The organism is Paenibacillus sp. WG02, assembly GCF_055396115.1.
In genome coordinates this window covers 5,511,206-5,524,635 of sequence record NZ_AP036016.1, presented here as the reverse complement: position 1 = coordinate 5,524,635, position 13,430 = coordinate 5,511,206, and the positions used below count along the sequence as shown (strand labels likewise).

The following is a 13,430-nucleotide window of genomic DNA, read 5'->3' as shown; positions in this document are numbered from 1 at the left end:
CCGTCACTCCGCGTTCCCCCTTTAATTTCATGGCAGCAAACGTTTTGTCGTCATGCGCGGCCAAGCTTGGCAACGCTTAAACCCTTCCGCATATGCAACCCCTGATTGAATTCCGCGAAATCGGGAGCAGCTGCGTACAAACTCAATGAAATCAATATGATCATGTTCCTTCAACCAAGTGACTTGGCTTTGATGGCATTCAATCATGTGTTGCTTAATATCCATCATATCGGTGATATCTACATACTCTTCCGGCATAAAGCCCACGCCACCCAATGTATCCATAAAAAAAATGGGGACTATACATGGATAGACAGGTATTTCCGGAAGCATGTGGGGGACACTGGAGGAAAAACTAGCGTCGAAGACAGCTTTGCTCACCTCTTGATGGTCACGCATATAATCTTCGGGATTATGCGTTATGATAAAATCAGGTCGTACCTCCCTAACAAGACGAATAAGATCTTTGATTAGTTCTTCATTCTCTGATCTAACCTGCAGATCGGGCACCTGCAAATTAATAACTTGTGCACCGATAAGAGCGCCGGCATCCCGTGCTTCTTTGTGACGAATACCGCTTAACTCTAACGGAGGGATAACGGCGTGACCTTTATCCCCACTTGCAACATGGCACATTGTAACATGATGACCTTGCTCGCTAAGCTTAGCCAGCGTCCCGCCGCAACCGATTTCAAGGTCGTCAGGATGGCAGCCTATTGCCAATACATTCATTTCATTCACCCTTCCTATGTTCCGCATCTGGTTTCCACGGGGCAATTGTGCCCCCCTCAAATAGCTCGAATTCCGTTACGCGCAATGAAGGTGCAAGCTCCAGATTTCGATTTTGGATCGTTTCGAGCAGCAGAGTTATCGTTTTCTCCTTTTCCGCAGCGGATACATAAAAGGTTGTCAGCTGCGGGACACTTACCTTCACAAATTCACTTAGTCCAGAACCAATCAAACTGATGCTGTTCGGTACGGATACACCGCTGCTTTGCAGGTATTGAAGGACTCCGAATTGGATGATGGTGTTCACACAGAAGGCAGCGGAATATTCGAGTTGCAGCATTTCGGCTCTCTTACATAATTCATAGCCATTCTCATCATTGCTAATTTGTATCAGGGATTTATCCATTGGAATTCCATTGGCTTCAAGAGCTTGACGGTAACCTTCCAAAGCTAATTGATGGATGTTGTAATCCAGACTGCCCATAAATAGGGCAATACGCTTATGGCCAAGAGAGATTAAATACTCCGTGGCATCATACGCTAGCTTTTTATCATCGAATGCGATATAACTTAAACCTTCATTGTGATCGCGTAAGGGCATACCATACAAGATATAAGGGGTATTGGCACTTCGAAACATGTTAAGTAGATTCTCATCTACATCTCCAGAAACGATAAATCCCTCAATTTCCTGATTGTCCAAGGTTTTTTGCAATTTAGCTAATGATTCTGGAAGATGCGTTATATTCATGAAAACCATGCCATAATCAAAACGACTAGCAGCTGCTTCCATAACCTGCATATCCGCCATATAACGCGGGTCATTTGCATTTCTATCATAAAGCACGAAGCACAGCTTTGGAGAGACTTCAACATCCTTGTAACCAAGCTCTTTTGCTGCCTGTAGTATTTTGTTACGCGTCTCCATTGAAACCGTACTGCTTGGTGTATTGTTTAATACTAATGAGACGGCGGTGCGAGAAATGCCTAAGTGTTCGGCAATCATTTTTTTGGTAACCATTCCAAATCTCCTTCGTAATCAATCATTCATAACGATGGGTATATTATAACGCTGAGAGTGAGAAATAGTCAATTGACCGTATGATTTTGTGTGGTTTTTTGGATTTTAAATCCCTGTTTTATTCAATTAAGAGCAAAATTTAGTCTGAAAACAGGGATTTTCCATGGATAAAATAAGATTGACAATAAAATATAACGAGTGTTATGATCCGTCTTAGATTCACATTCCCAAGTGGTAAGCATAAAAAAGGGGGGGACATTCAACGCTGTGCGTCAACTCACTGCAATACTCGTAGGAGCCGGTGCAAGAGGAAGATTCGTATATGGTGCATATGCGAATAAGTATCCGGAGGAACTAAAAATTGTCGCGGTTGCCGAGCCTGATGAAGAACGAAGAAAGCTCGCAACAAAGGAGCATCTAATCCCATCGGATCAAGTATTCGAGAGCTGGGAGCACATTTTATCCCATGGAAAGCTTGCTGACATTGCTATCATATCCACGCAGGATAGAATGCATTATGCTCCAACCTTGAAAGCGCTTGAGCGAGGATATGATGTGTTGTTGGAGAAGCCAATCTCTCCATTGGCAGACGAAGTCATAGCAATGGCAAACGCTTCTCACAAGTACAATCGGTTATTAACCGTATGTCATGTCCTGAGATATACACCGTTCTGGTCCAAGATTAAAGAGATTGTAAGCGTTTCAATTGGTGATATTGTATCGGTTCAGCTTAGTGAAAATGTAGGTTATTTTCATATGGCACACAGCTTCGTTCGTGGGAATTGGAACAAGTCTGAGGAAACCAGCCCGATGATCCTGCAGAAATCGTGTCACGATATGGATGTTCTTTCCTGGCTTATGAATGAGAGATGTCTGAGAATCAGCTCTTATGGCTCACTGCTGCATTTCCGTCCGGAGAATGCGCCTGTTGGCTCAACACCTCGTTGTACCGGAGGGTGCACAGTGGAACGGACATGTCCTTATTCGGCAATCCGTATTTATGAAGAAGACAGTACGCATGAATGGTCTCGTTTTATTACGCATGATCAATCCTTATCGGGGATTCATGAGGCGCTTGAGTCGGGTTCGTTTGGACGCTGTGTCTATCACTGTGACAATAATGTCGTCGACCACCAGGTGGTCAACATGGAATTCGAAAGCGGTGCAACAGCCTCTTTTACGATGTCAGGCTTTTCCCACGATGTGTCAAGAACGATTCAGATCATGGGGACTCACGGGGAAATTAGAGGATATATGGAGAAAAATGAGATTATTCTTTATCCCTTTGGCAAAGAAGCCATTGAGATCCCCGTGATTTCAGGTGAAGGGAGCCATGGAGGAGGGGATGAAGGTCTGGTTCGGGAATTCCTTAAGCAAGTTCAGAATAAAAGTACGAATGGTCCAGGCCTAACTTCCGTTGAAGCTTCCGTGCAAAGCCACCTCATGGCCTTCGCAGCGGAGCAATCCAGACTGGCGAGCGGAAGCTCAATCACGATTTCTGAATGGAACGAGCAGCTCAGCCGAACTTCGGCAGTTGAGCTGAGTTATTAGAAGCTTCATTTCACATGAACGAATTAGATTGAATGGGGAGGTCACTGCAATGAAAAAGGGAAATGTAATATTAGTGTCGCTAACGATGGTAGGTGCTTTACTGACAGGATGCACAAGTAATTCCAAGGGCGTACCGACGAGTTCAGCTCCGACTAGTGCAACCCCGGTTGCAAGTGCTGCACCTGCAGCCAATGTTTATCCGGAAAATGGTTTGCCTAAGGACGGAAATGTTACGCTGAAGATGGGATTCTGGGAAGCAGGCTCAGGCCGTGCTTGGATGGATGAAGCCGTTAAGAATTTTACGGCTAAATATCCGAACGTGAAATTTGATATCACTTCCTCACCTACCCTGGTGACGATTCTTGAACCGAAAATTGCTGCAGGTGACGACAATGATATGTTCGACTTGTTCATCCCGAATTTCACAGCGAATAATCAATTTGAGCGATTGGCTGCTGCCGAAAAGTTCGAACCGCAGGATGATCTATGGGAACGGGATGTGCCTGGAGAGAAAGGCAAGAAGCTGAAATCGGTCATCTCCAAGGATGCCTATGACTCCGCGACTAGTATCGGCTTTACGGGGCGAATGCCTGTCGGAGGTTACACAGCAGGCTTGTTCTTTGATCAGAAGCTGTTCGACGAAAAGGGCTGGAATAAGAATCCTGGAACATGGGATGAGTTCACAGCCTTGCTTGATAAAATTAAAGCGGACGGTGTTATTCCGATTACGTTCCCGGGTGTCTATGCCGGTTACTTAACAGATTATGTCTTTAATGTTCTGCAGTTTGATTTGGCTAGAGCTAGTGGCAGCTACGATACATACTTGAAAAATTTCCGCAATTTCGACGGACCGCTGCTCACAACGGCTGAAAACAAAGAGGCTTGGAATCGATTGTATGAATTTGGTAAAAAGGGGTATTTCCCTGCCGGAGTCGCAGCTCTGAACCATACACAATCCCAAATGCAGGTTCTGCAGCATAAGGCTGCGCTTGTCTCCACGGGTGACTGGGTTGGAAATGAAATGAAAAAAAGTACACCGGATGGCTTTAAATGGGGCTTCATGGCTATTCCTGCTGGGAACGATGCGAAGCAATCGATATTCGTTAATGCCGGAGTAGCTGATATTGGTTTTGCTATCTGGAAGAACAAGCCAGACTTGAATAAGAAATGGGCGAAGGAATTTATTCTCAGCTTGTACGATTTTAAAATTCAGGAGACGATTGCTGCGGAAGCAGGAACTTATCCGGGAAGACTGGATTTTGGTGATGATCCAGCCCGTATTGCCAAGCTGCAGCCAACGCAAGCAGCCGTCATGGAATATGCAACCAAGCACAAGGTGGAATATATCTCTTATCGTCACAATTTCAATTTGGTAAGCCCAGAGAGTGGGCAAGCCGAGAAGATTTTAAGCGAGTTAATTACAGCGGTCGCAACAGGAAAGAAAGATCCAGCACCTGTGTTGGAAGCAGCTGAGAAGCTTAAGCAAGCAGCGATCGAGAAGGATCGTCCGAAGAAGTAATAGGCTGATGTCGGGAGGAATCGTATTCCTCCCGATTATTATTCAAGTAAGGAGGAGAGGCTTTGGACGCTGGAATCTTTGAGAATGAAGCGGGCAGGCGAAAACGGCGAGGATCTAATAAAGCGAGTAGACAGCGTCGCACTTTCTTATTCTTAGCGGTTGTGCCATCGCTGTTGGGGTATATCCTGTTCACTTTGTATCCGAATGCATTGTCCATTTATTACTCATTATTGGAGTGGGATGGTTTAACGGATGCCAAGTATGTTGGATTTACTAATTTCGTGAACATGGTCAAGGATCAATTCGTTTGGCGCGCTTTATCCCACAATCTACTATATATGATTATCGTGCCTGGGCTTATTGTTCTTATCTCCTTAGTGCTGGCTTATTTATTGAACAATAAGTCATATAAGGAAAATGCGTTATATAAAGTCATTTATTTTTTTACGAATGTCTTGTCCAGCGTTGTCATTGCTTTGCTCTGGTCATTTATTTTTGATGGCAGCTTCGGGATGCTGAATGGGGTATTGCATTTAGTTGGTATTCAGATGAATGATATGTATTGGCTTGGAGACACGAAAACGGCTTTTTGGGCGGTGATCTTGCCCATGGTTTGGGGCGGGGTTGGCCTCTATGTGGTCATATTCATCAATGCCATCAGCAGCATTCCGAAATCGCTGTATGAAGCAGCTCATCTCGAGGGTGCACGCCCAATGACCATCCTGTTTCTAATTACAATTCCACTTATACGCGGGGTCATTCGGGTTTGTGTCGTATTTGCTATACTGGGTTCCTTGAAGGGGTTCGAAATCATCATGATCTTGACAAATGGCGGGCCGGAAGGTTCAACCGATGTTATTGGTTTATATATGTTTAACCTTGCATTTGGCAAAGAATATCACAACTATGGATACGCTTCAGCCATAGGCATGCTCCTGTTTGCCGTGTTAGTGGGAGCAAAGCTGATTATTGATAAATTCTACCCAGATGAAGCCGTCGAGTATTAACACGGGTAATTAAGGAGGTAACCAAGTATGAAAGAACGGCGAACTTTAATGGATTGGTTCTGGAGAATACTGCTGCTTCTATGGGCAATTTCGATCGTTTTTCCAGTTATATGGATTTTGTATCAATCCTTGAGAACCAACGCTGAATTCTTCCAAGATATATGGGCACTGCCGACAGAGCTGCAATGGAGCAATTATTCCAAGGCATGGACGGAGTATAACATTGGTAAATCTTTATTAAATACGTTGTATTATGTTGGCGTAAGCTTGGTGCTGGGTACTTTCTTAACGACGCTGAATGCTTATGCGTTAACGCGCATGCAATTCCGTGGGAGAAAGCTGATTTGGGGCTTGATTATGCTTTCGCTTTTTTTGCCGGGAATTAACGCAATGATCCCCCAGTATATCCTGATGAAGACTTTGCATTTAACGAACAGTTTAACGGGTTTAATTATCTTGGATAGCTTCGGTGAAAATGTATTCTTTTTAATGCTGCTTGGCGGTTTTATGGCATCACTTCCGAAAGAGCTGGAGGAAAGCGCGCTTATTGACGGCGCATCCATTTATCAGATGTTCTGGCGTATTATCGTGCCCTTATCTACTCCGGGAATCGTCACCGTAGCGATTTTCAAGTTTCTTGGTTTATACAATAACTTCCTTGGACCTTTCATTTATTTAGGGGACCCGGATAAATATACAATTGGCGTCAACATGTATCAAGCGAATATGAAGATGCAGTATACCTCGGATTGGGTCACGATGTTTGCCGGCGTCATGATCGTCTTAATTCCTTCAATTATATTTTATATCATTTTCCAAAAAAGAATTATGGAAGGTGCCACGATGGGAGCGATGAAAGGGTGAAAATAGGGCTGTTGGAATTTTCATTTTACGGTGAGCTTAACGAAGTGAATACGGGGATCGATAGGATTTGTGGCATGCTGGGGGTAAAACGCACGATCAGTGGAGGTTGGCCCGTCCTACTTGAGCGAACAGAAAAAGCTGAACTCGCTGTCATATTCGAAGAAGCGGGAGCGAGGATTCGTTATGCTAGCAGCCATCATCTGTTTCGGGCTTTGGGGTTATTGGTCGAATCCATAAGGGCAAACCGACTTCAAGGGATTCGAGAGGAGCCGCAATTCGATACCATCGGGATGATGCTCGATTGCTCTCGCAATGCAGTTCCCAACGTTGAGAGTGTGAAGGAACTGCTGCGTTATATGGCTCTGATCGGCATGAACACCCTTATGCTGTATACCGAGGATACGTATACCATTGAAGAGGAGCCGTATTTCGGATATATGCGAGGCAGATACACAGAAGGGGAGTTGCTGGAGTGCGATGCCTATGCGGCGGAGCTTGGGATCGAGATGATTCCATGCATCCAAACGCTTGCCCATTTGGAGTCTTTCTTAAAATGGGAGGCTTCGGCTCATTATAGAGATACGCAGGATGTTCTATTGTTGGGGCAGGATCCAACCTATCAATTGATCGATCGAATGATTGGCAGTGTGTCTCGCAGCTTTCGCAGCCGCCGCATACATATCGGGATGGACGAGGCTCAAGGATTGGGGCGAGGTCGCGCGCTGGATTTATATGGGCACAAAGACCGTTTCGAGCTCATGAATGACCATTTGTCCAAAGTGAAGGAGATAACAACGAAATACGGTCTTGAGCCAATGATTTGGAGTGACATGTACTTTCGGATAGGCTCTGCAACCCATGATTATTATGATCTTACGACTGTTATTGATGAAGCTCATGTGAATCGTATTCCACAGGGGACACAGCTCGTTTATTGGGACTATTACCATTATGACCAGGAATTTTACACGGCTATGCTAAGAAAACACCAAGAGCTAGGCTCCATTCCAATATTTGCAGGTGGCATATGGACTTGGCTGGGCATGATCACGCATTACACCCGAACGTTCAGGTGCTCCAATGCCGCTTTGCAAGCATGTAAGCAGGAAGGTGTAAGGGAAGTATTCGTAACCGCATGGGGAGATAATGGCGCTGAGAATACGATAGATTCCATGCTTCCAGGGATGCAGTTTTATGCTGAGCATGCCTATGCTCCAGTATTTGATGAACAGAAGCTGAAGCAAAGAACTAGCTTCTGCACGGGAATTCCTTTTGAACATTTCATGAGCATTGAACGGCTGGATGATGTACCGGGCATGCAAACGCCGTATGAGGATTTCTCTAATCCATCCAAATATTTGCTGTGGCAGGATGTGTTAGTAGGTCTTTTTGATAAGCATATTGAGAATATAGAACTTGCTGGACATTATGGGCAGCTTGCTGAGCTATATCGAGAGCAAGGCAGAACTGGCGATAAGGCTAAATTACTATTCGGTTTTCTTGCAGGCTTAAGCGATGTGCTTACTTTAAAGGCTGAATTAGGGTTACGCGTTAGGAATGCCTATATGGATCGTGATCATAGTACTTTGGCGCTGCTCTCTAAAGAAGTACTGCCAAACTTACTGGTAAAGGTGGAAGCTTTAAGGATTTTGCATCGTGAACAATGGTTTAGGACGAATAAGCCTCAAGGGTGGGAGGTACTGGATATCCGTTACGGAGGTCTATCAGCAAGATTAAAGTCGGCACAAGACAGGATAACCGATTTCTTGAATGGCACTATTGAACGAATCGAGGAGTTGGAAGAAAGCAGGCAATATTTTGACAATAGATTGGGTCATGGAGGTTCGCAAACGGACTATTACGTGATCTATCACCTAATTGCAAGTGCGAATAAGTTTACCTGAATCAGTAATAAATCCGTAAGGCAGCTCTGAAACCCGGAATTGGGGAGGTGATGTTCCTTGAGCCTGTAATCGTGTCGGTGCAAATAAACAGTCAAACAGGTGGTGTTCGCGTAATTTCAATCTGAAACACAAATTGGAAACAAAGTGAGGCGGTTGAAAATGATGATGAATCGCAATAAACATGGACGAATGGTTCTTCTAGCTCTATTCCTATCATTGGTTATTGTAATTTTGCCTAATTACTCTTATCAACAAGCAGACGCAGCATCACTACTGGGAGACGATATGGAGGATATCAGCGATTGGACGCTGGTGAATCCTTCTAATGGAATGATGACGCGTTATGCAGGAGCATCGCAGGTGTTTCAAGGCTCCTACAGTATGAATTTCAGAGTGACAGATAACAACAATGGGGTGAATGACGCTACCTACGTCTATAAAGCATTTTCTCCGAATTTGAATCTCAGCAGTCAGGATGTGATGTCCTTATGGATTCAGACGGATACGCTCAGTCCCTATTTGGAGCTCCAACTGACCGATTCAGACGGAACAATGAGTAAAATTGTGCTTACCAACGCAGTCCGAGGACCCAACATTCCTTCTGATATTAAACCGGATAAATGGCATCAAGTATTCTGGCACTTCAAAGAAAACATCGGAGTGGTTAGTGGCGGAGACGGGGTCATGAACTATGCGGCCATTCAGAAGGTAACGTTTGCCTCAACGGATGGTCGCCCGAATTATATGAAAACAGCGGTTACTAATTTCTACTTCGATGATTTGAATTTCTATTCGGACAGCGACCTGTACAGTAGTAGGCAAATCGATGCGATGGATACTACGACAGCATGGTTGACAACGTCCCCAGCAACTCTGGCGGCCTCATCTACAGAGGTGAAGCAAGGTTCATCCAGTATGAAGTTTACGGCAGCGAACAACAACAATGGGGCTGCGGAGTACCCTTCGTTATATAGGCCTAATGTCAATTATGATTTATCGGACTCCTATGAGCTCACTTATTGGATTAAACCTACACAAAATCTGACTTTTTTCAATGTACGGATAACGGATACCGATTCTACGTCGGAGGAATTTACGCTTGCTCGGATGTTTCCTGCTGAAGGAGGCACTTTGCTGGCTAACAGATGGTATAAGGCGCGGATTCCGTTCAGGGAGGATCCGGGAACGATTGTTGGCGGCAATGGCATCATGAATTTTGATGCACTGAAAGAAATTGTATTTGTAACACGCGATTCTGAACTGCCAGTCGGAGTGAATACAGATATGTACATCGATGATTTACAGGCAGTCAAATATAATGACCGGGTGATGTTGGATGCCTTGGACAACACGACGGGGTGGACGACAACAACTGGTTCTAATATCTCATTGAATGCAAGCAATTATCGAGATGCCTCGAGAGCTTCTGTTGTCTTCACGGTACCAAATAATAATGACGGAGTGGCGAATATCTATTCTGCTGTGAAAAGTTTGTCGGTCAATCTCTCGTCATATGATGTGTTATCCTTCTGGATTCTCGTATCTAAAGATACGGATAAAATGCTATTTTCTATCACAGATGCAGATGGAACTAACAATTATATTAATATCGAGTCCATTCTTTGGGGATCTCAGCTAGAGCCTGGTAAATGGGTGCATATCGAATGGCCTTTCAAAACGGTTACAGATGAAATTAGTGGTGGTGATGCTGTAATGAACTACACGAATATCACTAAATTTCAAGTACTTGTTAATGACAATACGATGGTCAAAGGAATTACAAGCAACTCGTATTCGATGGATAAACTGGAGGCCATGACTACGAAAGAGTGGATTCGAAGCAAGGAGGATGTTCCGATGCTGGCCCCGACAGCGTATGATTACGCTGCCGATCGTTTTCAAATCGGGATGTATCAGGCTAGCAATGTGCAACCAGAGAAAGCATTTCAGGATATGGTGAAGCACGGTGTGGATTCATTGGTCACACATACCGGGCAACGAAACGACATAAGCACCAAAAATGCCGGATTAGCGCGAAAGCTTGGCCTCAAGATCGTACGTTCGAGCTTTCCGGTAGCCAGTAATAACTCATTGGCTCATCCGGGCTTAGATGCAATGGCTGCTAGCGATTCTGCGCAAACGAACCTGTATGATCCCAATAACAATACGTTAAGTTATTTAAATGCCAATGAGCTGGAGGTTTACTGGCCAAATAGCTTGCAAAGCGCTGCAGCGGCTGATTACACCTATTTAGCTATGAAGACTCGGGCCAACGACGCTCTTGTTGGCGTGAATAGGCTTACCAGTACCCACCATATCAATTATCTATGGTACGATACCGGCGAAGACCTGCCCTGGTTTATGGACTGGTCAACGCTGGGCAACTATGGCGGATTCCAGTGGACGGATCGCTTGAAGGAAACGGCGCAGCGCATGGGTAAAACCAATGTGATCAACACGAATTCCTGGTCTCCGAGCAATCTATTGACGGTGATGAGTGACAGGAACTATCAGCATGTAGGTTTGGCGCCACTCAATCTTGATGCGATGGCTGACTTTAAGGATTCTTTGTGGACGAACTTTGAAGGCGGAGTAAACGGAATAGCCTTTTATATTTATGATGGATCTGATGATTTTAATAAATGGAATTTTGTAGACGATGATGGCAATCCGATGAACGACCGGAGATGGGCGGCAGTGGCTGACATGTCCAAACAAGTCAGAGCAACCGAAGGGAAGCCATATGTGGAATTAACGTATCCACGAAACTTTGAGGTTATCGAGAAAGGCAGTGTTTCGCTAAGTGCGAAGGCTGCTCCAAGCGGAGCATCGATTGCTTCTGTTGCCTATGAATATAACGATGGAACAAACGATAGCTGGACGACGATTGGCACTAGCACGATAAGTCCATATACCGTTGCCTGGAATACAAGCGGGTTGGATTTGGCGAAAAAGTATATGGTACGGGCAAGATCCTATGATGGAACGAATTATTCCAGCTACGATACGAGCTCCTTTATTTCACTGGTAGCTGCGGGTGGACCTGTTATTTCTAATGCAGCGTTATCCTCCAATCCAACGAATGGGGCAACCTCACTAGTGTTAACGTCAACAGCAACAGATAGCGCTCAAGCGATATCCGAAGTACAGTATTATGTGGATACCGTGCAGAAGCCTGGTCAAGGTGCTGCGATGACAGCCTCGGACGGTGCATTTAATACGTTAAGTGAGGGTGCGGCGGCAACAATTGCCATCCCGGCGCTCGCGGCAACCGAACCCATTTTGATTGATGATATGAAAGACATTTCCGATTGGAGCGGGACGGCTACGCGCAATATAGAAGCGGAACTCCTACGTTTGGATGTCAGTAATAATAACAATGGGGCATCTAATATTTTGACGGCTATCAAGGATTACGGTGCGAGCATACAGAATTTAAGCAATCTGGATACGTTGTCGTTTTGGTTAAAGGATGTGACGGCGATCCTTACCCAGCTGCAGGTGAAGCTGATCGACAGCGACGGCACGATCGTGCAAGCCTCACTTCCAACGTATTATGGCTCGAACAGCTTTCCGGCGGATATCTGGAAAAACATAAGATGGAACTTTAGAGAAAACTACGATTCCATTTCTGGGGGGAACGGCGTTTTTGATTACAGCAAGGTGAAAGCGATCGAATTTGATGTGGATGACAGCGCACTTCCTGTATCCGGTGCTCCGCAAAAAATTTATATAGACCAAATTCGTGTGTCCGCAGAAACCCGCTGGCAGGAAGAAACGACGCCAATTGTTTATGTACGGGCGAAAAACAGCGCAGGAAACTGGGGGCCAACCCAGTCTATCAAAGTAAATGTAACCAAAAGCTCTACGGGTGATACGCAAGGGCCTGTAACAGTAGTAGCTGGAACGAATCCTCATGGCATTACCGATGGATTATCTTCTTTCTTGCTAACGGCTAATGTGGATGATGGGGTAGACAACCATGGGGGATCACAAGTCATCGCGGCTGAATATTTTATAGATGCAACGGGAGCGAATGGGACGGGAACGGCAATGGGAGCTATAGATGGGAGCTTTGATGCAATGAGTGAATCTGTGATTGCTTCTGTGTCATCAGCCGCTTGGGCAGAGAACAGCAAACATACTTTCTATATTCACGGTAAGGATGCTGCGGGGAATTGGGGGCCTTTTTATACGGAAACCATCATCAAATCAGCCGCTCAGGGACCACGGATCCAGAATGCTGCAGCTAATCCTAGCCCAACTCAGGGAAGCACAACCGTCACGCTAAGAGTCATTGCCGATGAAACGGAAACAGGCTGGGGCAATATTGCAGCAGGGGAATATTTTGTAGATACGATCGGTTTTGAGGGAACCGGAACACCGATGATATCTTATGACGGAGCTTTTAGTGCGAAAATGGAGCAGGTAACGGCACAAATCAACATTTCAGGATGGTCCAATGGTTACCATACAGTCTACGTGCATGCTAAAGATTCAAGAGGGAAATGGGGAGCTTTGAAGCCTGTTACGGTATTGAAAAATTAAAAGAGGAAGACATGTTTCAGGCTTGAGATGAGAAAAACCACTTAGCGTCAGAAACGATTTAGTGTTTTGCTGAATAATCAGAGGATGCCAATTTCGAGTAATGAGATCCCCCGCAGCTTGTTGGGGGATCTCATTATTTTATAGAAATGAGTTCTTTAATGATGACTAGAAAACAAGACAACAATAGATATTCAAGCGGGACTTTTTCTTCATGGATTCGTATGTATTTCCAACTCATATAAGGACTTTTTAAAGACTTGTCTTTAATGTGACTACTCTTTAAAATT

General features: G+C 44.8%; 8 protein-coding genes. 6 read left to right on the top strand and 2 right to left on the bottom strand.

Annotated elements, in window-relative coordinates:
* Window positions 1-27: 27 nt before the first annotated feature.
* Window positions 28-732 (bottom strand): PIG-L deacetylase family protein, encoded by a 705-nt coding sequence (locus tag ACBP55_RS25240; protein ID WP_464645639.1) that lies wholly within the window; start codon window positions 730-732, stop codon window positions 28-30.
* 1 nt (window position 733) lies between these two features.
* Window positions 734-1,750, bottom strand: a complete 1,017-nt coding sequence (locus ACBP55_RS25235) for a LacI family DNA-binding transcriptional regulator (protein ID WP_464645638.1) — start codon at window positions 1,748-1,750, stop codon at window positions 734-736.
* A 267-nt stretch (window positions 1,751-2,017) separates the two neighbouring features.
* Between ACBP55_RS25235 and ACBP55_RS25230 the strand changes: the two genes are divergently transcribed.
* The 6 genes from ACBP55_RS25230 (at window position 2,018) to ACBP55_RS25205 (ending at window position 13,143) form a co-directional block, all read left to right on the top strand.
* Window positions 2,018-3,301: a Gfo/Idh/MocA family oxidoreductase gene (locus tag ACBP55_RS25230; RefSeq protein ID WP_464645637.1), complete on the top strand. Its 1,284-nt coding sequence runs from the start codon at window positions 2,018-2,020 to the stop codon at window positions 3,299-3,301.
* A 49-nt stretch (window positions 3,302-3,350) separates the two neighbouring features.
* A complete protein-coding gene (locus tag ACBP55_RS25225) occupies window positions 3,351-4,820 on the top strand; it encodes an ABC transporter substrate-binding protein (protein WP_464645636.1) in 1,470 nt (489 codons plus the stop codon).
* A gap of 62 nt (window positions 4,821-4,882) precedes the next feature.
* Window positions 4,883-5,827, top strand: coding sequence for a carbohydrate ABC transporter permease (locus ACBP55_RS25220; RefSeq protein WP_464645635.1), 945 nt, complete (start codon window positions 4,883-4,885; stop codon window positions 5,825-5,827).
* Window positions 5,828-5,854: 27 nt separating this feature from the next.
* Window positions 5,855-6,691 carry a carbohydrate ABC transporter permease gene (locus tag ACBP55_RS25215; RefSeq protein WP_464645634.1) on the top strand — a complete coding sequence of 279 codons (837 nt, stop codon included), beginning with the start codon at window positions 5,855-5,857 and terminating at the stop codon, window positions 6,689-6,691.
* Window positions 6,688-8,595 carry a family 20 glycosylhydrolase gene (locus tag ACBP55_RS25210; protein ID WP_464645633.1) on the top strand — a complete coding sequence of 636 codons (1,908 nt, stop codon included), beginning with the start codon at window positions 6,688-6,690 and terminating at the stop codon, window positions 8,593-8,595. Before ACBP55_RS25215 ends, ACBP55_RS25210 begins: the two co-directional genes overlap by 4 nt.
* A 159-nt stretch (window positions 8,596-8,754) precedes the next feature.
* Window positions 8,755-13,143: an Ig-like domain-containing protein gene (locus ACBP55_RS25205; RefSeq protein WP_464645632.1), complete on the top strand. Its 4,389-nt coding sequence runs from the start codon at window positions 8,755-8,757 to the stop codon at window positions 13,141-13,143.
* The last annotated feature ends 287 nt before the right edge of the window (window positions 13,144-13,430 follow it).

Coding starts and splice junctions, on each gene's coding strand:
- ACBP55_RS25225 (WP_464645636.1), top strand. CDS start 3,351: ATGAAAAAGGGAAATGTAATATTAGTGTCGCTAACGATGGTAGGTGCT.
- ACBP55_RS25235 (WP_464645638.1), bottom strand. CDS start 1,750: ATGGTTACCAAAAAAATGATTGCCGAACACTTAGGCATTTCTCGCACC.
- ACBP55_RS25240 (WP_464645639.1), bottom strand. CDS start 732: ATGAATGTATTGGCAATAGGCTGCCATCCTGACGACCTTGAAATCGGT.
- ACBP55_RS25205 (WP_464645632.1), top strand. CDS start 8,755: ATGATGATGAATCGCAATAAACATGGACGAATGGTTCTTCTAGCTCTA.
- ACBP55_RS25215 (WP_464645634.1), top strand. CDS start 5,855: ATGAAAGAACGGCGAACTTTAATGGATTGGTTCTGGAGAATACTGCTG.